The 24,946-nt window shown below is 71.0% G+C and carries 27 protein-coding genes and 2 pseudogenes; 17 read left to right on the forward strand and 12 right to left on the reverse strand.

Going from position 1 to position 24,946, the window contains the following annotated elements:
- Window positions 1-609, reverse strand: a complete 609-nt coding sequence (locus tag ACZ48Z_RS37890; RefSeq protein ID WP_468740449.1) for an NAD(P)-dependent oxidoreductase — start codon at window positions 607-609, stop codon at window positions 1-3.
- Between the two features lie 443 nt (window positions 610-1,052).
- On the opposite strand from ACZ48Z_RS37890, the gene ACZ48Z_RS37895 reads away from it, so the two are divergent.
- Both ACZ48Z_RS37895 and ACZ48Z_RS37900 read left to right on the forward strand, forming a co-directional pair.
- The gene (locus tag ACZ48Z_RS37895; protein ID WP_468740450.1) at window positions 1,053-1,247 is read left to right on the forward strand and encodes a hypothetical protein; all 195 of its coding nucleotides are present in this window, start codon (window positions 1,053-1,055) and stop codon (window positions 1,245-1,247) included.
- A gap of 164 nt (window positions 1,248-1,411) precedes the next feature.
- Window positions 1,412-1,756, forward strand: a complete 345-nt coding sequence (locus ACZ48Z_RS37900) for a DUF3052 domain-containing protein (protein WP_468740451.1) — start codon at window positions 1,412-1,414, stop codon at window positions 1,754-1,756.
- 71 nt (window positions 1,757-1,827) lie between these two features.
- Here the strand turns inward: ACZ48Z_RS37900 and ACZ48Z_RS37905 are convergent, their stop codons facing one another.
- Together ACZ48Z_RS37905 and ACZ48Z_RS37910 are read right to left on the reverse strand one after the other, a co-directional pair.
- A complete protein-coding gene (locus tag ACZ48Z_RS37905) occupies window positions 1,828-2,295 on the reverse strand; it encodes a hypothetical protein (protein ID WP_468740452.1) in 468 nt (155 codons plus the stop codon).
- A gap of 40 nt (window positions 2,296-2,335) precedes the next feature.
- A protein-coding gene (locus ACZ48Z_RS37910) for an IS5 family transposase (RefSeq protein WP_384178561.1) occupies window positions 2,336-3,150 on the reverse strand; the annotation gives its coding sequence in 2 pieces (ribosomal slippage) (window positions 2,336-2,800 and window positions 2,803-3,150; 813 coding nt in all).
- Window positions 3,151-3,376: 226 nt separating this feature from the next.
- On the opposite strand from ACZ48Z_RS37910, the gene ACZ48Z_RS37915 reads away from it, so the two are divergent.
- Together ACZ48Z_RS37915 and ACZ48Z_RS37920 are read left to right on the forward strand one after the other, a co-directional pair.
- Window positions 3,377-4,270: a glycosyltransferase family 2 protein gene (locus ACZ48Z_RS37915; protein WP_468740453.1), complete on the forward strand. Its 894-nt coding sequence runs from the start codon at window positions 3,377-3,379 to the stop codon at window positions 4,268-4,270.
- A gap of 363 nt (window positions 4,271-4,633) precedes the next feature.
- Window positions 4,634-8,110, forward strand: coding sequence for an AfsR/SARP family transcriptional regulator (locus ACZ48Z_RS37920; protein ID WP_468740454.1), 3,477 nt, complete (start codon window positions 4,634-4,636; stop codon window positions 8,108-8,110).
- Between the two features lie 294 nt (window positions 8,111-8,404).
- Here ACZ48Z_RS37920 and ACZ48Z_RS37925 read toward each other — a convergent pair whose 3' ends face one another.
- Window positions 8,405-10,093, reverse strand: a complete 1,689-nt coding sequence (locus tag ACZ48Z_RS37925; protein WP_468740455.1) for a bifunctional 3'-5' exonuclease/DNA polymerase — start codon at window positions 10,091-10,093, stop codon at window positions 8,405-8,407.
- Window positions 10,094-10,245: 152 nt separating this feature from the next.
- On the reverse strand, window positions 10,246-10,980 hold the full coding sequence (locus ACZ48Z_RS37930; RefSeq protein WP_468740456.1) for a Clp protease N-terminal domain-containing protein: 735 nt from the start codon (window positions 10,978-10,980) through the stop codon (window positions 10,246-10,248).
- 76 nt (window positions 10,981-11,056) lie between these two features.
- Here ACZ48Z_RS37930 and ACZ48Z_RS37935 point away from each other — a divergent pair, with 76 nt between their 5' ends.
- Window positions 11,057-12,250 (forward strand): DUF2786 domain-containing protein, encoded by a 1,194-nt coding sequence (locus ACZ48Z_RS37935; RefSeq protein ID WP_468740457.1) that lies wholly within the window; start codon window positions 11,057-11,059, stop codon window positions 12,248-12,250.
- Here ACZ48Z_RS37935 and ACZ48Z_RS37940 read toward each other — a convergent pair.
- The 4 genes from ACZ48Z_RS37940 to rpmB all read right to left on the reverse strand — a co-directional run bounded on the left by ACZ48Z_RS37940 (window position 12,231) and on the right by rpmB (window position 14,022).
- Window positions 12,231-12,782 (reverse strand): DUF4232 domain-containing protein, encoded by a 552-nt coding sequence (locus tag ACZ48Z_RS37940; RefSeq protein WP_468740458.1) that lies wholly within the window; start codon window positions 12,780-12,782, stop codon window positions 12,231-12,233. The genes ACZ48Z_RS37935 and ACZ48Z_RS37940 overlap by 20 nt on opposite strands.
- Window positions 12,783-12,898: 116 nt before the next feature.
- Entirely contained in the window at window positions 12,899-13,390 is a 492-nt protein-coding gene (locus ACZ48Z_RS37945) for a hypothetical protein (RefSeq protein ID WP_468740459.1), read from the reverse strand.
- Window positions 13,391-13,458: 68 nt separating this feature from the next.
- The gene (rpsN, locus tag ACZ48Z_RS37950; RefSeq protein WP_468740460.1) at window positions 13,459-13,764 is read right to left on the reverse strand and encodes a 30S ribosomal protein S14; all 306 of its coding nucleotides are present in this window, start codon (window positions 13,762-13,764) and stop codon (window positions 13,459-13,461) included.
- 21 nt (window positions 13,765-13,785) lie between these two features.
- Complete coding sequence (rpmB, locus tag ACZ48Z_RS37955; protein WP_468740461.1) at window positions 13,786-14,022, reverse strand: 50S ribosomal protein L28; 237 nt, start codon at window positions 14,020-14,022, stop codon at window positions 13,786-13,788.
- A gap of 62 nt (window positions 14,023-14,084) precedes the next feature.
- Between rpmB and rpmG the strand changes: the two genes are divergently transcribed.
- The 5 genes from rpmG to ACZ48Z_RS37980 all read left to right on the forward strand — a co-directional run bounded on the left by rpmG (window position 14,085) and on the right by ACZ48Z_RS37980 (window position 16,400).
- Window positions 14,085-14,249, forward strand: a complete 165-nt coding sequence (gene rpmG / locus ACZ48Z_RS37960) for a 50S ribosomal protein L33 (RefSeq protein WP_468740462.1) — start codon at window positions 14,085-14,087, stop codon at window positions 14,247-14,249.
- 2 nt (window positions 14,250-14,251) lie between these two features.
- Entirely contained in the window at window positions 14,252-14,500 is a 249-nt protein-coding gene (locus ACZ48Z_RS37965; protein WP_468740463.1) for a type B 50S ribosomal protein L31, read from the forward strand.
- Entirely contained in the window at window positions 14,500-15,678 is a 1,179-nt protein-coding gene (locus ACZ48Z_RS37970; RefSeq protein WP_468740464.1) for a CobW family GTP-binding protein, read from the forward strand. The genes ACZ48Z_RS37965 and ACZ48Z_RS37970 overlap by 1 nt, the downstream gene beginning before the upstream one ends.
- Before the next feature lie 5 nt (window positions 15,679-15,683).
- Window positions 15,684-15,917 (forward strand): 30S ribosomal protein S18, encoded by a 234-nt coding sequence (gene rpsR / locus ACZ48Z_RS37975; RefSeq protein ID WP_389102954.1) that lies wholly within the window; start codon window positions 15,684-15,686, stop codon window positions 15,915-15,917.
- 240 nt (window positions 15,918-16,157) lie between these two features.
- Window positions 16,158-16,400, forward strand: coding sequence for a DUF397 domain-containing protein (locus tag ACZ48Z_RS37980; protein WP_328749214.1), 243 nt, complete (start codon window positions 16,158-16,160; stop codon window positions 16,398-16,400).
- Between the two features lie 91 nt (window positions 16,401-16,491).
- Here ACZ48Z_RS37980 and ACZ48Z_RS37985 read toward each other — a convergent pair whose 3' ends face one another.
- Window positions 16,492-16,986: an ATP-binding protein gene (locus tag ACZ48Z_RS37985; protein ID WP_468740465.1), complete on the reverse strand. Its 495-nt coding sequence runs from the start codon at window positions 16,984-16,986 to the stop codon at window positions 16,492-16,494.
- Between the two features lie 366 nt (window positions 16,987-17,352).
- On the opposite strand from ACZ48Z_RS37985, the gene ACZ48Z_RS37990 reads away from it, so the two are divergent.
- The 6 genes and pseudogenes from ACZ48Z_RS37990 to ACZ48Z_RS38015 form a co-directional block, all read left to right on the forward strand.
- On the forward strand, window positions 17,353-18,177 hold the full coding sequence (locus ACZ48Z_RS37990; protein ID WP_468740532.1) for a helix-turn-helix domain-containing protein: 825 nt from the start codon (window positions 17,353-17,355) through the stop codon (window positions 18,175-18,177).
- 165 nt (window positions 18,178-18,342) lie between these two features.
- Window positions 18,343-19,803, forward strand: coding sequence for an aldehyde dehydrogenase family protein (locus ACZ48Z_RS37995; protein WP_468740466.1), 1,461 nt, complete (start codon window positions 18,343-18,345; stop codon window positions 19,801-19,803).
- Between the two features lie 114 nt (window positions 19,804-19,917).
- The gene (locus ACZ48Z_RS38000; RefSeq protein WP_468740467.1) at window positions 19,918-20,454 is read left to right on the forward strand and encodes a DinB family protein; all 537 of its coding nucleotides are present in this window, start codon (window positions 19,918-19,920) and stop codon (window positions 20,452-20,454) included.
- Window positions 20,455-20,472: 18 nt separating this feature from the next.
- On the forward strand, window positions 20,473-21,114 hold the full coding sequence (locus tag ACZ48Z_RS38005; protein WP_468740468.1) for a PadR family transcriptional regulator: 642 nt from the start codon (window positions 20,473-20,475) through the stop codon (window positions 21,112-21,114).
- A gap of 82 nt (window positions 21,115-21,196) precedes the next feature.
- Window positions 21,197-21,322, forward strand: a pseudogene (locus tag ACZ48Z_RS38010) (daunorubicin/doxorubicin resistance ABC transporter ATP-binding protein DrrA); the annotation flags it as partial.
- A pseudogene (locus tag ACZ48Z_RS38015) lies at window positions 21,319-21,939 on the forward strand (ABC transporter permease); the annotation flags it as partial. The pseudogenes ACZ48Z_RS38010 and ACZ48Z_RS38015, both read left to right, overlap by 4 nt.
- 89 nt (window positions 21,940-22,028) lie before the next feature.
- Here the strand turns inward: ACZ48Z_RS38015 and ACZ48Z_RS38020 are convergent.
- Window positions 22,029-23,435, reverse strand: a complete 1,407-nt coding sequence (locus ACZ48Z_RS38020) for a glutamate decarboxylase (RefSeq protein WP_468740469.1) — start codon at window positions 23,433-23,435, stop codon at window positions 22,029-22,031.
- Between the two features lie 331 nt (window positions 23,436-23,766).
- Here ACZ48Z_RS38020 and ACZ48Z_RS38025 point away from each other — a divergent pair, with 331 nt between their 5' ends.
- Window positions 23,767-24,528: a MerR family transcriptional regulator gene (locus tag ACZ48Z_RS38025; protein ID WP_468740470.1), complete on the forward strand. Its 762-nt coding sequence runs from the start codon at window positions 23,767-23,769 to the stop codon at window positions 24,526-24,528.
- An 18-nt stretch (window positions 24,529-24,546) separates the two neighbouring features.
- On the opposite strand, the gene ACZ48Z_RS38030 is transcribed toward ACZ48Z_RS38025, so the two are convergent.
- A complete protein-coding gene (locus ACZ48Z_RS38030) occupies window positions 24,547-24,912 on the reverse strand; it encodes a YbjQ family protein (protein ID WP_468740471.1) in 366 nt (121 codons plus the stop codon).
- Window positions 24,913-24,946: the final 34 nt, after the last annotated feature.

Below are 24,946 nucleotides of genomic sequence, written 5' to 3' on the forward strand. Positions count from 1 at the left end.
CTACTCCGTCAGGGGCAGGGCCACGGCACCGGGAAATCGGGGCGTCTCGGCTTCGTCGAGCATGGCTGCGGCGACGGTTTCCCGGCTGACCTTGGCGCCGAGGTCGAAGGGGGGAGCGGACTCCAGGCCGACCGTGCGCCGACGGGGGCTTTCGGGTCCGTCGGCGAGCATCCCGGCGTGGAAGACGGTGCCTCCGGCCGCGAGAACGGTGTTGTCGGCCTCGACCTTGTCCGAGAGCCGGTCGCCCAGCACCTTGGCGAGCACGTCCGCGCCCTCCCCTGCCACTTCGGCGGACTTGCCCGTGCCGTAGGCGCCGAGCCAGATGACGCGCTGCGGGTCGGCGGCGACGACGGCCCGGGCGCCGGCCAGGAGGATTCCGGCCCGGTCCGTACCGAGCGCGGAAAGGACCACGGAATCCCCGTCCACGACGGCGGCGATACCGGCCGCGTCGTGCACGTCGCCCGCCACTTTGCGCAGGTTCGGAGAGTCGGGCAGGGCGATCCGCTCGGGGTCACGCGCGATGGCGGTCACGGTGTGACCACGTTGCAGCGCCTGTCGGGTGAGGGCTATTCCGGTCTGACCGGAGGCTGCGAGGACGGTGAGGTTCATGCCGAGAACGTTAGAGAGCCACTCACTTAACATCAAGTGCAAGTAACTGACTTGATAAGTTACTCAGACGCAATTGATTGTGAAGTGCTTGCCCGGAGGGCAGGGGCGTCGGCGGGGCAAGTTGAGCGTGTCACTTCAGTCCCCTGGGTTCTCTGAGTTCCCTGAGTCCGCCTTGCGTGCCCTGAGTCCGTTGGCGGTCGTGCCCGCGATGAGGCCGCGCCGCGCGATCGACCACGTTCGGGCGGCGTGCACACGTCTGGAGCTTCGGGCGCGTGGCCGCGTGCGACGACAGCCGCTGCGCCAGCCTCTGCGTGGTCGGCTCCGGGATAGGGCCCCATCGTTGTCGGCGGCTCGTGGATTTACGGGTTACCGCCAATAACCGTCCACCCACTTTGGCGGTCCGCTGCCCTGTGTCCCCGGTTCCGGCCGGTTAGCGTCCGGGCATGAGGCGACGCAAGGGCATCGGAACGAGCCGTGGCACGGCCTTGCACCGTGTGCGGGACAGGGCGATTCAGCGCCGGGAGGTCGTCCGAGCCGGAAGCAGGCGCAGACGGTTCGGTCGCCGGGCCGAGCAGGCCCGCCCCTGGCTGCAGTTCCTGGCCGACCTCGCCACGCTCCTTGCGCGGCTGGTGCGGTAGCCCGCCGGGGGTGCCCTGAGATCATGCGCTGAGGGGGACTGGACCAGCGCGCACGGAGGTGCCGTATTTCAGGGATCGGGTCGGCAGGCGGCGGAGGGCATTCCGGCAGCGGATACTCCGGTACGCCCCTCGTCAAGAAGCTCGGGATCAAGGCAGGGCACCGGGTGCGGCTCGACGGGGCGCCCGACGGGTGGGACATCCCCGGCCTGCCCGACGACTGCGACCTCGCGACCGGGGGACCGAGCGGCGCGGATGTGGCCCTCTCCTTCCATCGCGAGTACGCGCGGCTGGCGGCCGAGTCGGACGGGCTCGTCGCCGGCCTCGCGGACGATGCCGCGTTGTGGATCGCCTGGCCGCGCAGGGCCGCCGGGCACGTCAGCGACATCACCGAGAACGCGCTGCGGGACGTGTTCCTCCCGCTCGGCGTCGTCGACGTGAAGGTCGCGGCGTTGGGGGAGGACTGGTCGGGGCTGAAGTTCGTGCGGCGGCGGGAGAACCGGCGGGGCTGAGACGAGGCCTAAGAGGTCGTTTCTTTTGGTGTGCGTGAGGGCTGGCTGGTGAGTGGTGGCCGTGGCTGGTGTCACTGCGTGTGTGGGAAGGCTGTTCCAGCCAGAGTCTTTGCGGCGAGGCGTACAGCGTTCTCCCAGGCCCGGACCTCTTCGGGGGACATGAAGTCGAGGTGGTACTCCAGGCCCACGGCCGCCACGAATTCCCGCTCAGGATCTGTCAACGCCTCGATCCCCTGCCAGACTCGATCTGCGACCATCTTCGGTGGCAAGGCACCGGCGGTCAGCTCTGTCGCCATGTGATGCAGGAGGCAGCGTTCAGCGGTCTCGTAGTCCGGGATCTCCATCCCGAACTCCTCCATGGTGTGTCCGAAGAGCTGGCGGATCTCTGCTGGGTGCTCGCGCCGGGAACGGCCGGCCAGGTCGCGCAGTGAAGGAGAGTCATGGCCGGCAGCCAGTAGGTGGGCCGCCAACATGGGCAGGTCTTCCTCGCAGATGAGGTTCGCCGCGTACTTCCAGGCGATGGTGGCTGGCTCGTCCATGAGCGAATCCTGACCGAGGGGAACACCTCTGACCAGTGAGTTATCGGATCCGTGTGAGGCGCCGATGGCCGATGAGGAGGGCAGCGATGCCCACGAAGGCCAGGAAGTGCTCGGGCTTGCGCTCGTAGCGGCGGTGGAGACGGCGGCAGCCTGCCAGCCAGGACACCGTTCGCTCGACCACCCATCGGTGGCGGCCGAGTCGTTGTGAGGATTCGATGCCTTTGCGGGCGATGCGGTGGCGTATGCCGCGGCTGCGGAGCCATCGGCGCAGGTGGTCGTAGTCGTATCCCTTGTCGCCATGGAGTTTCCCAGGTCGCCTGCGACGCGGGCCCCGGCGGGACCGGATCGGCGGTATGCCTCGTACAAGCGGCACCAGGCCCTGACTGTCGTGCAGGTTGGCTGCGGAGATGCCCAGGGACAGGGGCAGTCCTTTTCGGTCGGTGATCAGGTGGATCTTCGATCCCGGCTTGCCACGATCGGTCGGATTCGGTCCCGTCAGTAGCCCCCTTTTGCGGCCCTGACACTTACCGAGTCGATTGCACATCGGGACCAGTCCAGCTCACCGAGCGCGCCAAGTTCGTCGAGGATGACGCGGTGCAGTCTGGCCCAGACGCGGGCACGGCTCCACTGCGCGAAGCGCCGGTAGACCGTGGGCCACGCCGGGCCGAAGACCGGCGGGAGTTGCCGCCAGGTGCACCCCGACGTGGCCACGAAGATGATCGCCGCCAACGTCTCGCGGTCGCCCGCCCGCCGTCGGCCCCCGCCCTGGGGACGTATGACCTCCGTAGGAGGTACCACCCGGCGAAACAGCTCCCACAACTCGTCCGGTACCAGCCGCTGGACCAGGTCTGCCATGCACTGACCAACGACCACCCCAGGCCAAAAGAAACGGTGCCTAAGGCGTCCAGCCTCCACGTCAGCCCCCTCCACGTCACCCCCCTCCACCCCGCCCCCACATCCCCATACCTGAGAAGTCCTTACCGTGAACGGCTAGCATCGCGCCGGTCGATGCCCGTCGGGCTGACGGGATCAAGGGCTGACGGGCTGACAGCACGACGGCACGAATGGACGAGGTGGGGACATGCACGCGCCGAGGATCGCCGTCGCCGTGGTGACCATGGGGAACCGGCCCGACGAGGTCGACGCGCTGCTGCGGTCCGTGGCCAAGCAGGACCTCGCGCCGACCCGGATCGTGATCGTCGGCAACGGCTGCCGGCTGCCCGAGTTCGCCGAGCGGCTGTCCCTGCCCGGCGAGGTCACCACCGTCGACGTCGACGAGAACCTCGGCTGCCCCGGCGGACGGAACGTGGCGCTCGCCCGGCTGAGGGACTTCGGCGACATCGACGTCGTAGTGGAACTCGACGACGACGGACTGCTCGTGGACGCCGATGTGCTGCGCCGCGTACAGGAGTTGTTCGCGGCCGACGAACGCCTCGGCATCGTCGGCTTCCGTATCGCCGACGAGAACGGCGAGACCCAGCAGCGGCACGTGCCCCGTGTCGGCGCCTCCGATCCGCTGCGCGGCGGGTACGTCACCGGGTTCCTGGGCGGCGGCCACGGTTTCCGCATGGCCATGCTCACCGAGATCGGGGACTGGCCCGCCGAGTTCTTCTTCGCCCACGAGGAGACCGACCTGGCCTGGCGTGCCGCCGACCGCGGCTGGCGCATCCTGTACGCGCCCGAACTGCTGCTCCAGCACCCGAAGACCTCACCGGCCCGGCACGCCATCTACTACCGGGTCAACGCCCGCAACCGCGTCTGGCTGGCCCGCCGTCGGCTCCCCTGGGCACTCGTCCCCGTCCACCTCGGTGTGTGGACGGCGCTCACCCTGCTGCGGACCCGGTCGGTGAGCGGGCTGCGCGCCTGGTTCGGCGGGTTCGTCGAGGGCGTACGGGAACCGGCGGGTGAACGGCGGCCGATGCGCTGGCGAACGGTGTGGCACCTCACCCGGCTGGGACGCCCGCCGGTCATCTGAGAGCCCGTGGTCCCGAGAAGGGGACGAGGGTCCCGGTCGCTCACCTCCGCCGACCGGGGCCCTCTCGCGTCCCACGGATCCGGCCGCGACGGCGACACTCCCCCGAGTTGCGCGTCGTACGCGCGCGCCCTCGGGCCAGATCCGATGTAGTGATCACATCAGGTTGCGCCAACAAATCGCTAACATGTGGCCAACGCATGTACGTTTCGCTGTTCGTCTCTTGGCGTGAAGTCGACGGTGACGACGGGGAACCGGCGGTGTGGGACCGCGGAACGGGAGCCGGTTCCGGCAGGGGCCGGTGTCGGGTGGCTGGCGGGAAACCGCCGTGAAGAGGGCGGGAATCCGCCAGAAGTGGGCGACGTGATGGGGCGCGGACCGCGGTCGGGGCTGCGGTTCGGACTGCTCGGACCGCCGATCCTGTACGACGGCGACGACAGCGCCGGTGTGCGGGTCGTCGGCAGCCGCAAGCAGCGGATCCTGCTGGCCGCGCTGCTCCTCGAAACCGGCCGGGTCGTCTCTGCCGGGTCCCTCAAGGACGCGCTGTGGGGCGGCACCCCGCCGGCCTCGGCGAAGGCATCCCTGCACAACCACGTCTCCCGGCTGCGACGGCTGCTCGACGACCCCGAACGGCTCCAGGCGGTGGCCCCCGGCTATCAGCTGCGCGTGGAGCCGGGTGAGCTCGACGTCCAGGTCTTCGAGAGTCTCGCCGCCGGGGCCCGCGCCGCGCACGCCGACGGGAACTGGGCCGAGACCGTCGACGCCTGCGCCGCGGCCCTCGCCCTGTGGCGGGGCACACCGCTCAGCGGAGTCCCCTCCGAACTCGCCGGGTACGCGTTGGTGCAGCGCCTGGAGGAAGCGCGACTACTGCTGCTGGAATGGCGTTACGACGCCGAGCTCGCCCTCGCGCCGACCCGGCCGGACGCCCTCGTCCCCGAACTCTCCGCGCTGGCCGCCGAACACCCCCTGCGCGAGTCCTACCACCGCCAGCTGATGCTCGCCCTCCACCGCACCGGCCGCCAGGCCGAGGCCCTCGCCGTCCACCGGGACCTCCGCAGCCGCCTGGTCGAGGAACTCGGCGTGGAGCCGGGCCCCGCGGTCCGCGATGCACATGTGGAGGTGCTGCGCGGGGGAGGCGGCGGGGTTGACGGAAGCGGTCGAAACGGTGGCCCGGGCACAACGGGCGGTGCAGGAAAGGCCGGTGACGGCACAGGACCGGCCGCCGAAGTACGTGCAGCTCGGCAGGCCGGGCGGGCGGTCACTCCCGGTGCCGCTTCCGCTTCCGCAAGCGCTACGCGCGAAGATGCCCCGCCCGCCACCCCTGCTTCCGCGTCCGCGTCCGCGTCCGCCTCACCCGACCCCGGCGTCCAGGCCCCGCACTCGAACGCCCCGCACCCGCACGCCCTCCGGGCGTCCCATCCCTACAGGCCGCCGCACCCCCACACCAAGGCGTCACCCCCGGCGCCCCTCTCACCACCCCGGCCCGCCCAACTGCCCCCGCCCCCAGGCAACTTCATCGGCCGGGTCACCGCCCGCGAAGACCTCCGCCGCGCCCTCACCCGCAACGACGGCCCCTCCGTGGGGGTCATCAGCGGCATGGCAGGCGTCGGCAAGAGCGCGCTCGCGCTGCACGTCGCCCATGGGCTGCGGGAACGTTTCCCTGACGGGCAGTTCTACGTGAACCTCCAGGGCGCCACCCCGGGCATGACCCCCCTCACCCCGGCCCAGGCCCTCACCGCCCTGCTCCGCGACCTCGGCGCCGAGCCGCGCAGCATCCCCGAACACCCGGACGCGGCAGCCGCGTTGCTGCGGTCGCTCCTCGCGCCCACCCGCACCCTCATGGTGCTGGACGACGCGTCGAGCGCCGCGCAGGTACGGCCGTTGCTGCCGGCCGGTGGCGGCTGCGCGGTGATCGTCACCAGCCGCTCCCCGCTGACCGCCCTCGACGACGCCCACCGTTACCCGCTCACCCCGCTCTCGGCGGAGGAGAGCGCGGAGTTGCTGCGCGCACTGTCGGGCCGTGAGGACCAGCAGGGTCAGGACACCCAGCACGGTCAGGACCCCCAGCACGGCCAGGACACCCAACACGACCGGGACGGTCTATACGGCCTACACGACCGGGACGGCCAGGTCGGCCAAGACCGCGGCGGCCCCGACGCAGCCCCCAGTGGCCACGGCATCCACCGAAGCGGCAACGGCGCCCCTGTCACCCGCCCGACCCCGCCCCCCGCCACCCCCATCGACGCCACCCACCCCCTGATAGAACTCACCGGCCGCCTCCCCCTGGCCCTCCGCGTGGTCGCGGCCCGTCTCGCCGCCCGTCATGCCCTCACCCCCGATGTCCTCGCGGACCAACTCGCCGCCACCGAGGACCGGTTGCGGCACCTGGAGTACGACGACCTCTCCGTCCGCCGCTCCCTCGCCGTCGCCCATGACGCCCTCGCCGCCTCCGGCCGCCGGTCCGACCGTGATGCCGCTCTCGCCCTGTGCCGGATAGGCGCCCTCGACCTGCCCACCTACGGCGTCCCCCTCGTCGCCCGTCTCCTCGGCACGGACGGCACCGACGAGGCCCGCGCCGAGGACGCCCTCGACCGCCTGGTCGACGTGGCGCTACTGGAGGAGACGGCGTACGGCCGCTACGCCCCGCACGGTCTGGTCCGCGACTTCGCGAGGGAACTCGCGGGCAGCGGGCACGCCCCCGACATCGCCCGCACGGCCCTGCGCTGGTACGCGGCCGTCGCCGAACGCGCCCTGACCGCGATCGCCGAACCCGGTCTCGACCTGGACGACCGTCGCCGCCCGACCGCCGCGCAGCCACCGGAGCACGCGGCGCACGTGCTGGCCATCCCGCCGTTCCCGTCCCCGGAGAAGGCGTTCGCCTGGGGCGAGTCGGAGCTGGAGAACATCGTCGCCCTGGTCGAACGGCACACGGACACCCCGGACGAGCGCACCGCCGCCCATGTCTCCACCCTGCTGCGCCTGCTCTCGCCCTCCCTGCAGCGCAGCGGCCGGGTCGCCGAGGCGGAGGTCCTCGGCCGGGCCGCCCTCACGGTGGCACGGCGGCTCGGCGACGACGCGGCCGAGGCATGCGCCCTGGGCGACCTGGCCGGCCTGCACTTCCTGACCGGCCGGCACGGCGAGGCCCTGGCCCTCAACGACCGGGCCCTTGAGATCTGGCGGCGGCTCGGCGCGGACTCCTGGATCCGCCGCTGCCTCAACAACCGGGGTCTGCTGCTCCAGAGCCTGGGCCGGTACGCCGAGTCGGGCGAGGCACTGCGGCAGAGCCTCGCCTGTTCACGGCAGTTGAACGACCCCTTCGGCGAGGCCGTGGCCCACAGCAACCTGGGCAACCTGTACGAGCACACCGACCCGCGCGCCGCCATCGAGCAGCACCGCCGCTCCCTCGCCATCGGTGAGGAGACGGGCAGCGTGGTCGTACGGCACTCGGCGCACTGCAACATCGGCTACGCCCATCTCACCCTCGGCGAACCGGCCGCCGCCCTGGCGCACTTCGAGGAGAGTCTGCGCATTCTCGGCAGTCCCGGCGACTGGCACGGCGAGTCCCAGAGCCGCCTCGGCCTGGTTCGCGCCCTGCGCCTGATCGGCCACGGCGAGCGCGCCGCCGCCGAATGCGCGGAGCTGCTGCACCGGGCGGACGCCCGCGCCGACCGCTACACCGGTGCCCTCGCCCGCCACCAGCACGGACTCCTGCTGCGCGAGCGGGGCAGGACCGAGGAGGCGTACGAGCAGTGGCGGGCCGCGCTGGCCGCGCTGGACGGCACGGACGAGAAGACTGTGCTCCAGGAACTCATCGCGCTCCTCGACGACTCGGGCTTACGGTGACCGCTGGGCCGCTGGGCCGCTGGGCCGCTGGGCCGCTGGGCCGCCGGGCCGCCGGACCCTCGGACCGCCGGCTCCCGGCCTCCGGACCCCCGGACCGCCGGCGCCCGGCCTCCGGACCCCCGGACCGCCGGGCCCCCGGACCGCCGGGCCTCCGGACCGCCGGGCCCCCGGACCGCCGGGCCTCCGGACCGCCGGGCCTCCGGACCGCCGGGCCTCCGGACCGCCGGGCCTCCGGACCGCCGGGCCTCCGGGCCTCCGGGCCCCCGGACCCCCTGATCCCCGGCCCCCCGGACATCACTTCGCGTCGGCATAGCACTCCACCACCGCCGTCGTGAACGGAAACCGCACCGGCGTCTCGCCGAACGTCAGCCGCCCGGCCAGGTCCGACGCCTCCCTGATCGCCGCCACGACCGCCTCGGTCTCCTCCTCGGGACAGTGCACGATCACCTCGTCGTGCTGGAAGAAGACCAGTTCGGCCGCCATCTGCGCACAGGCCTGCCGCAACGCGGCGAGCAGCAGCAGGGCCCAGTCGGCGGCACTGCCCTGCACCACGAAGTTCCGGGCGAACCGGCCCCGGGCGCGGGCGTTGGTGGAGGCGTAACCAGGCATCCAGCCCTCGTCGGCGGACTGCGCGGCCGGTTCGTCCTGCGGCATGCCCGCCTCCTCCCCGGCGTCTCCCGCCCCGACCGCCGGCGGGCACGTCCGCCCCAGCCAGGTCCGCACCAGTCGGCCCTCCTCGCCCGCGCGGGCCGCGTCGTCGACGTACGCCACTGCCTTCGGGAACCGGCGTCTGAGCGCGGCGAGGTTCTTGAGGCCGTCGCCCGAGGTCTGGCCGTAGACCGCGCCGAGCACGGCGAGCTTGGCCTGGCCGCGGTCGCCGGAGAAGGCCCGGTCGGAGACGGACTGGTAGAGGTCGGTCTCCCGTCCCGCCACCTCCATGAGCCCCGGGTCCCGGGAGATGGCCGCCAGCACCCGCGGTTCCATCTGGTCGGCATCGGCGACGACGAGCCGCCAGCCGGGGTCGGCGACCACCGCACGCCGGATCACCTTGGGGATCTGCAGCGCGCCCCCGCCGTTGGTGACCCAGCGGCCGGTGACGGTTCCGCCCGCCAGGAACTCGGGGCGGAAGCGCCCGTCCCGCACCCAGTCCTGCAGCCAGGACCAGCCGTGGGCGACCCAGATGCGGTAAAGCTTCTTGTACTCGACCAGCGGTTTCACGGCCGGGTGGTCGACGGACTCGATCTCCCAGCGGCGGGTGGACTTCACCTTGACGCCGGCCTGCGCGAACGCCTTGATGACATCGGCGGGCAGATCGGGCCGCACCCGGCGTCCGAAGGCGGCGGACACCTCGTCGGCGAGCTCGGCCAGTCTGCGCGGCTCGCCACCGCCGGCATACCGCTCGCCGAGCAGTTCGTGCAGCACCCGGCGATGTGTCTCGGCGCTCCACGGCAGCCCGGTGCGGTTCATCTCGGCGGCCACCAGCATCCCCGCCGACTCGGCGGCGGTCAGCAGCCGCATCCGGTCGGGGTGCGCGGTGGCGTCGTGCCGTCGCTGCTGGTCGGCGTAGACCTCAAGGAGGTCGGTCAGCGGCACATGGACGCTCTGCGGCTCGAACAGCGGTGACTGCGCGCCCGGTTCGGCGGAACGCTGGGGCGGATCGGGCGGTACCGGGCCGCCGCGCAGCCGAGCCAGGGCGGCCGCGGCCGAGCGGGGTTCGCCGGACCGTCCGGCGTGGCCGAGCAGGAGGGTCTCGGCGTCCTCGATGTCGTAGCACCGCTCCACCCGCACGCCCGCGGCGAGCAGCCGCGGATACACCTCGGTGGTGGACCGCCACACCCACCGCGACACCTCGGGCCGCCCCCGCACGGCCCGGGCCAGGTCCGCCTCCCGCCGCACCGGCCCCGCGGGCAGCCCGTCCGCACCGAGGGCGGCGAACTCCACGCCACCGTCCTCGGCCGGAGCGAGAGCCCAGCGGTCGGTCATGGTTGCGAGTGTGCCAGGAGGGTCTGACAACGGACCTTCCGGGCAAAAACGCCCCCGAAGAAACCCCGGTCGGCCCCCAGTCCCGCCGGCCCCCAGTCCCGCGAGCCGCGCCCCCTTGGCCCGCCCCCTCAGCCCCCCAGCCCGCGCCCCCCTCAGCCCTCCGTCCCCTGAGGCTTCAGATACCCCTCCAGCTCCTTGAGCAGGGCACCCTCGACCGCCCCCTTCTCGATACCGAGGCCGGACAGGACCCCGGTGCCGTGCTCGAACTCCAGCAGGGCCAGCAGGATGTGCTCGGTGCCGATGTAGTTGTGGCCCAGGCGGAGCGCCTCGCGGAAGGTGAGTTCCAGGACCTTCTTGGCGTCGGAGCCGTACGGGATGAGCTCCGGGACCTCGTCGGCGGCCGGCGGCAGGGCGTCGGTCGCGGCCTGGCGTACGGCGTCGAGGGTGACGCCACCGCCGACGATCGCCTTGGCCGCGAGGCCCTCCGGTTCGGCCAGCAGGCCGAGGACGAGGTGTTCGGGGCGGCCCTCGGGGTTGCGGGCGGTGATGGCCGCGTTGTGGGCGCTCATCACCACGTTGCGGGCCCGCGGGGTGTACCGGCTGAAGCCCTGGTCGGCGTTCAGGTCCGCCGACTCCTTCGGCACGAACCGCTTCTGCGCCGCCTGCCGGGTGACCCCCATGCTCCTGCCGATGTCCGTCCAGGAGGCGCCGGAACGTCGTGCCTGGTCGACGAAGTGGCCGATCAGATGGTCCGCCACCTCGCCGAGGTGGTCGGCGGCGATCACCGCGTCCTGGAGTTGGTCGAGGGGCTCGACGTGGACCTTCTTGATGGCCGTGATGAGGTCGTCGAGCCGTACGGATGACGTGACGTTGGGGTTGGCTGTCATGTGTCAACCATAGGTTGACACCCGGGAGGCGTCAACCCTTGGTTGACAGTGGGGGAGGGGTGAGACCATCGACCGCGTGAGCAGTGGCACCGGCAGTACCAGCAGTAGTGCGAGCAGCGATACGCCCGGAACCGTCGACCGCGCCTTCCGGGCCGCCCTCTACGCCGAGGACGACACCGCCCTGGACGGCGGCGCCTCCCTCCTCGCCGCCGACCCCGCCGCCGACACCGAACTGGCCGGGCGGGGCGCCGAGTTCGTGGCGCAGGCCTGGCGGCGCGGCTGGCAGCCCGCCGATGTCGTACGGATCGTCCGACGCGAACTGGACGACCTGCACGTACGGCTCGCGACGGCCCTCATCCGCGCGCAGGCCCCCGACGACCGCCCGCGCGGGCGCCGCTGGACCGCTCAGCTCGCCCAGCTGGAAGACCTCGACGAGACCACGCCCCGCCCCGACCGCTTCACGCACGCCACCGCCGTACTGGAGCTGTACCGCCTGCTGCTGCGCCTGCCCGCGCTGGAACCGCTGGAGGAACCGCAGCGAGAGCACAACGGGCAGCACAGGGGACAGTCCAAGGGGCAGCGCGGGGGCGACACCCGCACGCTCGGCCGTATCCGTGCCCTGCTCGCCAAGGCGGAGGCGACCGGCTATCCGGAGGAGGCGGAGGCGCTCACCGCCAAGGCGCAGGAGCTGATGGCACGGCACAGCGTCGACGAGGCGCTGCTGGACGCGCAGGCGCCTTCGAAGGACGCCCCCGGCGCCTGCCGGATCGGGGTGGAGCCGCCGTACGAGCAGGCGAAGGCGGTGCTGCTGGACGCGGTCGCCACCGCCAACCACTGCCGGGCCGTGTGGAACGAACCGTTCGCCTTCTCCACCGTCGTGGGCTTCGAGGCCGACCTGGAATCGGTCGAACTCCTGTACACCTCCCTGCTCGTGCAGGCGCAGTCCGCGATGGCGAAGGCGGAGGCCGCCCAGCGCGCGGGCGGCCGCAGGCGCACCAAGACCTTCCGGCAGTCGTTCCTCGCGGCCTACGCCCACCGCGTCGGCGACCGTCTGCGCGCCGCCGCCGAGGCCCCGGTCACCGAGGACCTGCTCCCGGTCCTCGCCTCCCGCGCGGTCGCCGTCACCGACCGCGTGGACCAGATGTTCCCGGAGACCAGCACGACCCGGCTGCGCGGTGTCACCGACGAGGCGGGCTGGACCGAGGGCGCCCAGGCGGCCGACCGGGCGCAGGTCGGCAACCGGCCCCGGCTCAGTCGCCGGCCTGAGTGAAGGCGCCGACCGAGGCGTTCGGGACGCCGGCGTTGTCGCTCTGGCCCTGGACCGGGCCGTACGACCACTTGTAGCTCTTGGCAGTCCCGGACCCCGGCAGGGCGATGTTCAGCGTCTTCACGTCGAGGCTCGCCTTGCCGCCCGCCTCGCCCCGTACGTACGTGATGGTGAAGGTGGCTGCCGTGCCCTTGGCCAGGGTCAGCTTCGCGGCCGCCGAGCCCTTCAGGGGTGAGACGCTCGCCGACGAGTCCGTGGCGTTCAGGTCGATGCCGGGGAAGCCGTCCAGGGTGCAGTCGGCGCTCTGGTTGGTGAGGGTGACGGGGATGTTGCCGGTGTCCCCGGCGGCGGGGGCCACGTTGGCGGGTCCGACCTCCACGTCCATGGTGCCGATCTTGCACGTGGTGCCGTTGCTCGGGCTCGCGGCGGCGCTGCCACCGTCCGCCTTGTCGCTGTCGCTGTCACCGCCACTGGAGCAGCCGGTCAGGAGCAGGGCGGCGGCGAGGGTGGTGGCGGTGAGGGGGGCGGCGCGCATGTGAAGTCCTCTGTGTGAACGATCCGGTGCATGGATCATCACGCATGACGGGACCCCACGGTTGCCCGTCCTGGTGCCCGCGGGCTGCCCTCGGGCCGCCCCGCCAACACCTTCGGCTACGACCCGAGGCTCGGCGTCGGCAGTCCGCTCGGCAGCTGACCGCCCCCGGCCCGGGTGTAGGTCTCGGTGCCGAGACCACCCTTCCAGTTGATCTTGAGGGTGCTCCTGCCGACCGACTCGACCGTCCCGTCGGCCCGGTCCGTGCTGCCGTCCGTGCACTTCAGGCGGATCCTGTCCGCGCTCGCGGAGCCGCTGCACACCGTGCCGCCGGTGGCGAAGAGGCCGGCCTGGTCGCCGTTGACCAGCAGCGCCACGGCCTTGCCGCCGGTGGTGGCCAGCCAGCTGCCCGCCACCTTCCCGGACGCGGACGACGAGGCGGAGGGGGAGGCGGTCGTCGAGGACGAGCCGGACGCGCTCGTGCTGGGCGACGGCTCGTCGTCCGAGCCGCCGCCGCTGCACGCCGTCAGCACGAGCACGCCCACGAGTCCCGCGCCCACGAGCCCGGCCCGTCGACGCGACACCGTGCGCGAGAAGTTCGTGGAAGTCACTGGAGCTCCCAAGCTGTAGCGGTCGGCCCGGCCGGACCGCAGCAAGCTACCAGCACCACCCGTGAGAGTTACCAGGACGATTTGCGCACACCTGGCAGATATCCCGCGTGCGCCTGCTTCCGCAGGCCGACCCGGGACAGTCCGAAGGTCCGGAAGTAGCCGCGCGGACGGCCGTCCACCTGGTCACGGTTGCGCACGCGCGTGGCGCTCGCGTCCCGCGGCTGTCGCCGCAACTCCTCCTGTGCGGCGAGCCGTTCGGCATCGGTGGAGGACGGTCGCCGGATGATCTCCTTCAGCTCGGCCCGTCGTTCGGCGTACCGCGCGACGACCTCCTGGCGCTTCTCGTTCTTCGCGATCTTGCTTTTCTTCGCCATACCGGTTCTCCCCTCGAATCCTCAGACCCGCACCCCGCGCGCGCGGATGCGCGCCACGGCAGCCTCGACGCCGATCGTGTCGACGGTCTTGATCCCCTTCGTGCTCAGCCGCAGCCGCACATGCCGGCCCTCGGTGGGCAGCCAGTAGCGCTTGGACTGGATGTTGGGGTCGAAACGGCGCGAAGTGCGCCGGTGGGAGCGGGAGATGCGGTTGCCGAAGCCCGGTCGGGCGCCGGTCAGCATGCAGTGGGCGGACACGGGTGACGCACCTCTCTCGAAGCGGTTGTGTAAATGGAATTCATTTTCAGTAAGATAGCAGCATGGCTCGCAACGAACTCCGCCCGGTCACCAAGCTCCGGTCCACCGCCGGGACCGGCTTCACCTATGTGACCCGCAAGAACCGCCGCAACGACCCGGACCGCATGACCCTGCGCAAGTACGACCCGGTCGTCGCCCGCCACGTCGACTTCCGAGAGGAGCGCTGACCATGCGCGAGGGAATCCACCCGACCTACGGCCCCGTCGTCTTCCGCGACCGCGCCGCGAACCACGCCTTCCTGACCCGCTCGACGATGACGAGCGGGAAGACGGTCGACTGGGAGGACGGCAACACCTACCCGGTCGTCGACGTCGAGATCTCGAACGTCAGCCACCCCTTCTACACCGGCACGGCCCGCGTCCTGGACACCGCGGGGCGCGTGGAGCGCTTCGAGCGCCGGTACGGAAAGCAGGGCTGATGCTCTCCGTCGTGATCGTCGGCGGGCTGCACGCCGACGCCCGCAAGGCGGTCGTCCAACAGCTCCTCGACGAGGTGCCGGGCAGCGTGGTCCTCCACCACGACCTGGCGACGGCCGCGGCCGGCACCGTCGTGCGGACGATCCGCGACGCCGCCGGCATCATCGACGCCGGCGAGGCGCCCCTGGTCAACGACTGCGCGTGCTGCGCGCTCCGGGAGGACCTGGTCCCGGAGCTGCGCCGCCTGGACGCGGCGGGGTCGCTGCGTCTCGCGGTCGTCGAGCTGTGGGACTCCGTCGAGCCCAAGGCCATGGCGGAGGTGGTCACGGCCGGCGGCCTCACGGTCACCGGCGTGATCACCGCCGTCGACCCGGCGCTCGTGCTGCCCTACCTCGGCAACGGCGACGACCTCGCCGAGCGCGGTCTCGCCGCGGCGGCCACCGACCAGCGCACGGTCGCCGACACCTTCGCCCGCCAGCTGGAGTACGCCCCCGCCCTCGCCGTCCTCGACTCCCCGGAGGCCGACGAGGAGGACCGCGAACTCCTCGCCCAGCTGCACCCGACGGCCCGCCGGGTCCCGATCGGGGACCCCCGCCCGACGGATCCGGCGGGCACCCGCTATCCGGTACGGCCCACCGCGCAGTCCCCGCTCGCCCGGGCCGCCCTCGCCGGCTTCGACGTGGAGTCCGCGGCGGCCGCCCAGCACCCCGCGTGCGCCCTGCTCCCCGCCGATGCCGATGCGCACGGCGTCTGCACGCTCGTGTGGCACCGCCGCCGTCCGTTCCACCCCGAGCGGCTCTACGAGGCCCTGGAGGACATCACCTGCGCGGCCGCCCGCAGCCGGGGCCGCTTCTGGCTGGCCGACAGGCCGGACGTGCTGCTGCACTGGGACGCGGCCGGCGGCGCCCTGTGCGTGGAGAGCGCGGGCCCCTGGCTCGCGTCCCTCCCGGACGCGGCCTGGGACATGGTCCCGCCGGTGCGCCGGGCGGCCGCCGCCATGGACTGGCACCCCGAGCACGGCGACTGCTGCCAGCACCTCGTCTTCACCTCGCCCGGCCTCGACCGCGACGGACTCGAACGGCTGCTGGAGTCCTGCCTGTTGACCGACGCCGAGTACGCCGCGGGCCGCGCCGCCTGGAAGCGGCTCCCGCCCGCCTTCGACACCCTCCTGGAGGTCTGACCCGTATGCCCCGCAAGCCCGAGCGCAAGCCCGCCAAGGACCGGCCCAACCCGCTGGACCAGGCGAAGATCACCTACATCGACTACAAGGACACCGACCTGTTGCGAAAGTTCATCTCCGACCGCGGCAAGATCCGCAGCCGCCGGGTCACGCGGGTCTCGGCCCAGCAGCAACGGTTGCTGGCGCGAGCGATCAAGAACGCGCGGGAGATGGCACTGCTGCCGTACGGGAGCCGCTGAGCGCATCCTTCCCCGGAACGTGGAACACCGGTGGCCCGGTTCGCGTCTCTCTAGTGCACGAGGGTTCGTCCCGAGGACGGGAACGGAAGTCGCGCCCCACACGTCACATCTGTAACCGCAGGAACACCCCTCGTGCACGTGCATCTGCTCATGCATCTGCACGTGAACAGAGCTATGATCCGGACCAGTTGACCACTGCATCACTGGCCACATGGCCACCGCACCACCGGGGAGCGACCTGTGGACCTCGACGTGTACAACGGCATGACGGCCACGACTCTGAACGGGGTGGCCTGGCAGAAGAGCCGGCACAGCAACTCGCAGGGCTCCTGCGTGGAGTTCGCGCGCCTGCCCGACGGGGGTGTTGCGGTCCGCAACTCCCGCTTCCCGGACGGTCCCGCGCTCGTCTACACGCGCGCGGAGATCGAGGCGATGCTGCTGGGCATCAAGGACGGCGAGTTCGACCACCTGATAGCGGGTTGATCCCCGGTCACCCATGGGCGACCGGGGGTGACCGTGCACGTGCGTTGTGTGACGCGCGTAGAACCTTGGCGTCGCAAAAAGCCGCGGTGCATCACTCGGCAGGTGCCGTCGTGGGGTGCGGCTGGAGCCGGAACAGGGCCCAGACCATTTTGCCGCCCAGCGATTCCGTCATCGGGTGCCATCCCCAGCTGTCGCTGAAGGAGTCGACGAGGAACAGCCCGCGTCCCGACTCCGCCGAGAAGTCCTCGGTGTCGCGCGCGACCGGACTCTCCCGGCTGGGGTCGCGCACCGCGCACACCAGTCGCTCGGTCCATCGCATCAAGTGCAGCCGCACGGGCGGGTTCTGCTCTCCCGCGCGCACACCGTTCGCCGGCATCGCGTGCCGCAGCGCGTTGGTGACGAGCTCGGAGACCACCAGGCAGACGTCGTCGAAGCAGTCGTCGAGCTCCCACTGGCCGAGTGTTCTGCGGGTGAACCTCCGTGCGTCGCCGACCGCTTCGTAGCGGGCGGGAAGGGAGCAGGAGGCGGCGTCGGACGCGGCTGCGGGATCCAGCGGCGGAAGGCCCTGCCGTAACGGCTCGAGCATGGTCGATCCATTCGTCCCCATGCGAGGCACTCCCGGGAATTCGCGGTCGTTGCGATGCAGCGGTTGCGCGGGACCATGGTTTCGGATGAGCGGTGCAGATGCAAGGTGCAGATGCACGTGCAGCTGACCGAATTAGACCCTCCCGTACCGCTTGTTGGCCATTTTTTCCGCCACCTTCTCTCCCGTTCCTTGTCTCTTCCTCCCCTCTTTCTGTCCCAGGTCTATGCAGATTCTTTGGCTTCCTGCCATATCTGTAATCGGACGAGTACTGCTCGGAGTGTTTTAGTGGCAGACTTCGGCCCCTGGAAGACGTTGGGGAGGCTGGCGAACGTGAGCGCGGGAGAGCCCGGATCGGTGGTGCGGCGGATGCTGCTCGGCTCGCAACTCAGGCGGCTGCGTGAGGCGCGGAACATCACGCGTGAGGCGGCGGGTTACTCGATCCGCGCGTCGGAGTCGAAGATCAGCCGGATGGAACTGGGCCGGGTGAGCTTCAAGACGCGGGACGTTGAGGATCTGCTGACCCTCTACGGCATCACGGACGGGCAGGAGCGCGCCTCGCTCCTCTCCCTCGCCCGTGAGGCCAACGTCGCGGGCTGGTGGCACAGTTACTCCGACGTCCTGCCGAGCTGGTTCCCCACCTATGTGGGTCTGGAGGGCGCGGCCTCCCTCATCCGCGCCTACGAGGTCCAGTTCATCCACGGCCTGCTGCAGACCGAGGCGTATGCGCGTGCAGTCGTACGGCGCGGCATGCAGGGCGCCAGCGAGGCGGACGTGGAGAAGCGCGTGGCGCTGCGTCTGGAGCGTCAGAAGCACCTGGCCGACGAGGCCGGGCCCGAGTTCCACGTGGTGCTCGACGAGGCGTCCCTGCGGCGCCCGTACGGCGACCGCGCGGTGATGCGCGAGCAGCTCCAGCACCTCATCGAGATCTCCGAACGCCCCAACGTGCGGCTGCAGATCATGCCGTTCGGCTTCGGCGGCCACTCCGGCGAGAGCGGCGCGTTCACCATCCTCAGCTTCACCGAGTCCGACCTCACGGACGTCGTCTACCTGGAGCAGCTCACCAGCGCGCTCTACCTGGACAAGCGCGAGGACGTGACGCAGTACGAGAAGGCGCTCAAGGAGCTCCAGCAGGACAGTCCCGGCCCGGGCGAGAGTCGGGATCTGCTGCGCGGTCTGCTTCAGCTGTCCTGACAGGTGGCCTGGAGCTGTCCTGAAGCGCACGGGATCTCCACCGGACAACGCAGGGTTCTCCCCAGAAGATTGCTCAGCGTGCCCAACTCGCGTGTCGCGCACGTACCATGACGTGTGATCAGACCGTGACGTTGATCGTGTGTCTGCTAGTGATTTGGGGATCACATGTCGTCGTACTTCACCGACCTGGCGCAGCAGTACATCGACGGTGAGTGGCGCCCGGGCACGGGCTCCTGGGACATCATCGACTTCAACCCGTACGACGACGAGAAGCTGGCGTCGATCACGATAGCCACGATCGACGAGGTCGACGACGCCTACCGGGCCGCCGCCCGCGCGCAGAAGGCGTGGGCGAAGACCAACCCCTACGCCCGCCGCGCGGTGTTCGAGAAGGCCCTGCGGCTGATCGAGGAGCGCGAGGGCGAGATCGCCGAGGCGATCATCGCGGAGCTCGGCGGCACCCGCCTGAAGGCCGGGTTCGAGCTCCACCTCGCCAAGGAGTTCCTGCGCGAGGCGATCAACCTCTCCCTGCGCCCCGAAGGCAAGATCATCCCCTCGCCGGTGGACGGCAAGGAGAACCGCGTCTACCGCGTGCCCGTCGGTGTCGTGGGCGTGATCAGCCCCTTCAACTTCCCCTTCCTGCTGTCGCTGAAGTCCGTCGCCCCGGCGCTCGCGCTCGGCAACGCCGTGGTCCTCAAGCCGCACCAGAACACCCCGATCGTCGGCGGCTCCCTGGTCGCGAAGATCTTCGAGGACGCGGGCCTGCCCGGCGGTCTGCTCAACGTCGTCATCACCGACATCGCCGAGATCGGCGACGCCTTCATCGAGCACCCGATCCCCAAGGTCATCTCCTTCACCGGCTCCGACAAGGTCGGCCGTCACGTCGCCACCGTCTGCGCCGCCAACTTCAAGCGCTCGGTCCTCGAACTCGGCGGCAACAGCGCCCTCGTGGTCCTCGACGACGCGGACATCGACTACGCCGTCGACGCCGCCGTCTTCAGCCGGTTCGTCCACCAGGGCCAGGTCTGCATGGCCGCCAACCGGGTGCTGGTCGACCGCGCGGTCGCCGACGAGTTCACCGAGAAGTTCGTCGCCAAGGTGCGCACGCTGAAGGTCGGCGACCCGCGCGACCCCGAGACGGTCATCGGCCCGGTGATCAACTCCTCGCAGGCGGACGCCCTTTCGAGCGTCGTCGAGCAGGCGCTCGCCGAGGGCGCCACCGCGCTGGTGCACGGCACCACCACCGACAACCTGGTCGAGCCCTCGGTCCTCGCCGGAGTCCCCGCCGGCTCCGAACTGCTCCGCCAGGAGGTCTTCGGCCCGGTCGCGTTCCTCATCACCTTCGACGGCGAGGAAGAGGCCGTCCGCCTGGCCAACGACACCCCGTACGGGCTCAGCGGTGCCGTCCACACCGCGAACATCGAGCGGGGTGTCGCCTTCGCCAAGCAGATCGAGACCGGCATGTTCCACGTCAACGACGGCACCGTCCACGACGAGCCGATCGTCCCCTTCGGCGGCGAGAAGCACTCCGGCATCGGCCGCCTGAACGGCGACACCATGCTGGACTCCTTCACCACCACCAAGTGGATCTCGGTCCAGCACGGCCGCAGCGGCTTCCCGTTCTGATTTCTCGCGTACGACCGCTGCCGCGGGCCCTTTAGGACCGGAACTGTCCTCAAGGGCCCGTAACTTCGTGGGTGTCGAGGGGAAGGCCCCTCGAACCGATGAAAGGCGGCGGTCATGGTCACTCACGTTCCTGCGGAGGAGTACGGCGACGAGCGCGGAGCCCTCCTGTCCTTCCTGGAGGAGCAGCGCGGTGGGATCCGGCGGTCGGTGCTCGGACTGACGGAGGAGCAGGCTGCAGCCAAGCCCAGCGCGAGCGAGCTCTCCCTGGGAGGCCTGGTCAAGCATGTCGCCGAGGTCGAACAGAGCTGGATCGCCCGCGCCAAGGGCGAGCAGCCGGCCGTGCAGCGGGATCAGTCGAACTGGCACGAGTGTTTCGCCCTGGTCGGCGACGAGACCGTCGCGTCGCAGCTGGCGTACTGGGAGAAGGTGGCCGCCGAGACGGAGGCGTTCGCCCGGTCGGCGCCGAGCCTCGACGACACGTTCGCCCTCCCGGACCAGCCCTGGTTCCCGCCCGAGGGCCGGGTCTCCGTCCGCTGGGTGCTGCTGCATCTGATCCGTGAGACGGCCCGGCACGCCGGTCACGCCGACATCGTCCGGGAGTCCCTCGATGGGAAGACCGCGTTCGAACTGGTGGCGCTCGCCGAAAAGTGAGGCCATAACCTGGACCGCATGTCAACGATCCGTCTTCTCGTGCTCGGCGCGGTGCGCCAGCACGGGCGGGCCCATGGCTACCAGGTGCGCAACGACCTGGAGTACTGGGGCGCGCATGAGTGGTCCAACGCCAAGCCGGGCTCGATCTACCACGCGCTGAGGCAGATGGCGAAGCAGGGGCTGCTGATCGAGCACGAGACGGCGCCGTCCACCGCGGGCGGGCCCCCACGCACGGAGTACGAGATCACCGAGGCCGGCACCGAGGAGTTCCTGCGGCTGGTGCGCGAGGCGCTGACCTCGTACGACCAGAAGATGGACGTCAAGTCGGCGGCCATCGGCTTCATCGTCGAACTGCCGCGCGCCGAGGCCGTGACACTCCTGAAGGAGCGCATCCGCGGGATCGAGGCGTGGCGGTCCTCCGTCACCGAGCACTACGTGCCCGAGGGCGGTCCCGAACAGCTCGGCCACATCGGCGAGATCATGAACCTCTGGGTCCACACCGCCGACGCCGAGGCGGAGTGGGCCAGGGGGCTCATCGCCCGTGTCGAGGGCGGGGCGTACACCTTCGCGGGGGAGGGCGAGCCGTTCGTCGGCGTCCTCGCGGAGGGTGAGGAGAACCCGTACGCGACGGGGGAGCGGCATCCGGGGGATGCCGGCTAATCAAGTTTGACGAGAGGGTTGGGTGGCGCTGCTTTGGTCAGGTAGTCAAGTTTGATTACAGGCTGATTCCGGAGGGCGCCCCATGGTTGACGTGATCGTCGCGGAAGGTCTGCACAAGCGGTACGGCGACAAAGCCGCCCTGGACGGGCTCGACCTGAGGGTCGCGCACGGCAGCGTCCACGGCGTCCTCGGCCCCAACGGCGCGGGCGGGGCGTCGCGGGGGAGTACGTCGACTACCTGGTCCCCGGGATGCTCGCGCTGACCATGGCGTTCGGCCTGGAGGCGACCATGATCGCCGTCACCCGGGACCTCGACAAGGGCGTGATCGACCGCTTCCGGTCGATGCCGATGACCAACGGGGCCGTCCTGGTGGGCCGTTCGGCCGCCGACATGCTCCAGTCCGTGCTGAGCCTGGCCGCGATGTTCGGCGTCGGGTACGCCATCGGCTGGCGCCCGCACGGAGGTGCAGGCGGACTGCTGGGAGCCGTGGGGCTGCTCCTGCTCTTCCGGTTCGCCATGCTCTGGATCGGCATCCAGCTGGCGATGGTCGCCGGAAAGCCGGAACTGGTGCAGGCGGTACAGATCCTGGTCTGGCCGGTGGGCTTCCTGTCCAACGCCTTCGCGACCCCCGGCTCCATGCCCGGCTGGCTGGGCACGGCCGTCGAGTGGAACCCCATGTCCCGGACCGCGACGGCCGTCCGGGACCTGCTGGGCGGCCCCGGCGGCGAACCGGGACACATCTGGGCCGCCGTCGCCTGGCCCCTGGGCCTCCTCGCGGTGTTCTTCCCGCTGGCCGTACGGAGGTTCGGCCGACTGAGCCGCTAGAACCCGCCCTCTCACGCGGCTCGGCCACCACGCCGCGCCCCAGGGCCTGCCGTCACGTCCCGCCTGCCTCGACAAGTCCCAGGACCGCCCTAGTGGTGGAACGCCGTCGCCGCGCCCTTATCCCTCGTCAACGGGTGCGGCTGGCGGCGCAGTTCGGGCAGCAGGCGCTCCAGGTCCTCCACGAACAGGTCGGCGAGGTCGGCCGTGAAGCCGTTGCGGCACACCACCCGCAGCACCGACAGGTCCTCCCGGTTCGGCGGGAAGGTGTACGCGGGCACCAGCCAGCCACGCTCGCGCATCCGCCGGGACACGTCGAAGACGTCGTACGCCTCGATGTCCGGCGCCGTGGTGAACGCGAACACCGGGAGCTCGTCACCCCGGGTCAGCAACCGGAAGTCGCCGAGCTCCTCCACGCGTTCGGCGACGCCCCGGGCCACATCACGCGTGGACTGCTGCACGGCCCGGTAGCCCTCGCGGCCCAGCCGCAGGAAGGTGTAGTACTGCGCGACGACCTGGGCGCCGGGGCGGGAGAAGTTGAGCGCGAAGGTCGGCATGTCGCCGCCCAGGTAGTTGACGCGGAACACGAGCTCCTCGGGCAGCGCCTCCTTGTCCCGCCACAGCGCCCAGCCGACACCCGGGTACACCAGCCCGTACTTGTGCCCGGAGGTGTTGATGGAGGCGACCCTCGGCAGCCGGAAGTCCCACGTCAGGTCCTCATCGAGGAACGGCGCGACCATGGCGCCGGACGCCCCGTCGACGTGCACGGGGATGTCCAGGCCCGTGCGCTCCTGGAGCTGGTCCAGGGCCGCGCACAGCTCGGCGACGGGCTCGTAGGAGCCGTCGAAGGTGGAGCCGAGGATGCCCACGACCCCGATGGTGTTCTCATCGCACAGCTCGGCGGCGGCCTGCGGGTCGAGGTGGAAGCGGTCACCCTCCATGGGCACCTGGCGGGCCTCCACCTCCCAGAAGGTGCAGAACTTCTCCCAGCACACCTGGACGTTGACGCCCATCACGAGGTTCGGCCGCGCCCCCGGGTACCGGTCGGCGTTCCGCTGGGCCCAGCGCCGCTTGAGCGCCATGCCGGCGAGCATGCACGCCTCACTGGAGCCGGTCGTCGAACACCCCACGGCCACCGAGGGATCCGGCGCGTTCCACAGGTCGGCAAGGATCGCCACACAGCGCCGCTCCAGCTCGGCGGTGCGCGGATACTCGTCCTTGTCGATCATGTTCTTGTCGCGGCACTCCGCCATCAGGGCCCCGGCCTGGGGTTCCATCCAGGTGGTGACGAAGGTGGCGAGGTTCAGCCGGGAGTTGCCGTCCAGCATCAGCTCGTCGCGGACCAGCTGATGGGCGGTGTCCGGGGGCATGGGCGCGGTGGGGAGCCGGTGCTTGGGCAGGGCCTCGGTCATCCCGCCGACCGGATTGGCCACGCCGTAGAAGGGATTGACGGACAACGGGCGCTCGTCGGGCTTCTCAGGACCTTGGTGCAGTGGCATGGGCTTGCCTCCTGAAGAGATCAACGTCGGTCGGCGGGCCGGGGTTCCGAGTGCCCGCGACAGCCTCCGCGGACGCCGGCCCGTCGGCGACCGGCCCGGCAGCCGGTGACCATGGCGGGGCCCCGGAACCAGGTCCTGGTGGATCGACGGCGACAGGGCGCACGACAGCGCGCGCAGGGGCGGAGGGCACCTGCCGGGCGGAGTCCTCGGCCACGGGTTCACCATAAACGGACAAAACGGGCCTGACATCCGGAGGTGCTCCCGCCCGGCTTGCACCTCACGTGGCGTGAGGACGCACCGTGGAGCACGTACCGAGAAGGGAGCGGACGAAGTGAGCTATTCCGTGGGACAGGTCGCGGACTTCGCCGGCGTGACGGTGCGCACCCTGCACCACTACGACGACATCGGCCTGCTCGCCCCCGGCGCACGCAGCCACGCGGGCCACCGGCGCTACAACGACGCCGACCTCGACCGGCTGCAGCAGATCCTGTTCTACCGGGAGCTCGGCTTCCCGCTCGACGAGGTCGCCGCCCTGCTCGACGACCCGGCCGCGGACCCGCGCGCGCACCTGCGCCGCCAGCACGAACTGCTGACCGCCCGGATCGAGAAACTGCAGAAGATGGCGGCGGCCGTCGAACACGCCATGGAGGCACGCACGATGGGTATCGATCTCACCCCCGAGGAACGCTTCGAGGTCTTCGGCGACAAGGACCCCGAGCAGTACGCCGAGGAGGCCGAACAGCGCTGGGGCGGCACCGAGACCTACGCCGAGTCACAGCGCCGCGCCGCCCGCTACACCAAGGACGACTGGAAACGCCTGCAGGCCGAGGTCGACGCCTGGAGCGAGCGCTACGCCGCCCTGATGGCCGCCGGAGAGCCGCCGTCCGGCGAGGCGGCGACGGCCATGGCCGAGGAACACCGGCAGCACATCTGCACCTGGTACTACGACTGCCCGTACGAGATGCACCAGTGCCTGGGCGAGATGTACGTATCGGACGAACGTTTCAAGGCGTTCTACGACAGCATGCGCCCAGGACTGGCCGAGCACCTCAGGGACGCGATCACGGCCAACGCGGCCCGTCACGCCTCCTGACGGTCCTGACCCGGGCCGTCATTCCCGGGTCAGGACCACCGCCGTGCCGTAGGCGCACACCTCCGTGCCCACGTCCGCCGCCTCGGTCACGTCGAAGCGGAACGTCAGCACGGCGTTCGCGCCACGCGCGCGTGCCTGCTCCACGAGCCGCTCCATGGCCTGGTTGCGGGTCTGCACCAGCGTCTTGGTGAGCCCCTTGAGTTCACCGCCGATCATCGACTTCAGCCCGGCCCCGATCTGGCTGCCGAGGTGCCGGGAACGCACCGTCAACCCGAAGACCTCACCCAGCACCTCGTCGACCCGGTAGCCGGGTACGTCGTTCGTGGTCACCACGAGAACGTCGGGCTGAGGCCCCTGTCCACCGCCGTATTCATCGATACCCATGGCTCACAGCTTTGCCCCAGCCGGGCCACAGTGC

The organism is Streptomyces sp. NPDC031225 (assembly GCF_055570355.1).

Coding starts and splice junctions, on each gene's coding strand:
- rpmG (WP_468740462.1), top strand. CDS start 14,085: ATGGCTCGCAACGAACTCCGCCCGGTCACCAAGCTCCGGTCCACCGCC.
- ACZ48Z_RS37920 (WP_468740454.1), top strand. CDS start 4,634: ATGGGGCGCGGACCGCGGTCGGGGCTGCGGTTCGGACTGCTCGGACCG.
- ACZ48Z_RS38005 (WP_468740468.1), top strand. CDS start 20,473: ATGTCAACGATCCGTCTTCTCGTGCTCGGCGCGGTGCGCCAGCACGGG.
- ACZ48Z_RS37985 (WP_468740465.1), bottom strand. CDS start 16,986: ATGCTCGAGCCGTTACGGCAGGGCCTTCCGCCGCTGGATCCCGCAGCC.
- ACZ48Z_RS37970 (WP_468740464.1), top strand. CDS start 14,500: ATGCTCTCCGTCGTGATCGTCGGCGGGCTGCACGCCGACGCCCGCAAG.
- ACZ48Z_RS37905 (WP_468740452.1), bottom strand. CDS start 2,295: ATGGACGAGCCAGCCACCATCGCCTGGAAGTACGCGGCGAACCTCATC.
- ACZ48Z_RS38030 (WP_468740471.1), bottom strand. CDS start 24,912: ATGGGTATCGATGAATACGGCGGTGGACAGGGGCCTCAGCCCGACGTT.
- ACZ48Z_RS38000 (WP_468740467.1), top strand. CDS start 19,918: ATGGTCACTCACGTTCCTGCGGAGGAGTACGGCGACGAGCGCGGAGCC.
- ACZ48Z_RS37925 (WP_468740455.1), bottom strand. CDS start 10,093: ATGACCGACCGCTGGGCTCTCGCTCCGGCCGAGGACGGTGGCGTGGAG.
- ACZ48Z_RS37990 (WP_468740532.1), top strand. CDS start 17,353: ATGCTGCTCGGCTCGCAACTCAGGCGGCTGCGTGAGGCGCGGAACATC.
- ACZ48Z_RS37940 (WP_468740458.1), bottom strand. CDS start 12,782: ATGCGCGCCGCCCCCCTCACCGCCACCACCCTCGCCGCCGCCCTGCTC.
- ACZ48Z_RS37895 (WP_468740450.1), top strand. CDS start 1,053: ATGAGGCGACGCAAGGGCATCGGAACGAGCCGTGGCACGGCCTTGCAC.
- ACZ48Z_RS37995 (WP_468740466.1), top strand. CDS start 18,343: ATGTCGTCGTACTTCACCGACCTGGCGCAGCAGTACATCGACGGTGAG.
- ACZ48Z_RS37965 (WP_468740463.1), top strand. CDS start 14,252: ATGCGCGAGGGAATCCACCCGACCTACGGCCCCGTCGTCTTCCGCGAC.
- ACZ48Z_RS38020 (WP_468740469.1), bottom strand. CDS start 23,435: ATGCCACTGCACCAAGGTCCTGAGAAGCCCGACGAGCGCCCGTTGTCC.
- rpsN (WP_468740460.1), bottom strand. CDS start 13,764: ATGGCGAAGAAAAGCAAGATCGCGAAGAACGAGAAGCGCCAGGAGGTC.
- rpsR (WP_389102954.1), top strand. CDS start 15,684: ATGCCCCGCAAGCCCGAGCGCAAGCCCGCCAAGGACCGGCCCAACCCG.
- ACZ48Z_RS37915 (WP_468740453.1), top strand. CDS start 3,377: ATGCACGCGCCGAGGATCGCCGTCGCCGTGGTGACCATGGGGAACCGG.
- ACZ48Z_RS37930 (WP_468740456.1), bottom strand. CDS start 10,980: ATGACAGCCAACCCCAACGTCACGTCATCCGTACGGCTCGACGACCTC.
- ACZ48Z_RS37890 (WP_468740449.1), bottom strand. CDS start 609: ATGAACCTCACCGTCCTCGCAGCCTCCGGTCAGACCGGAATAGCCCTC.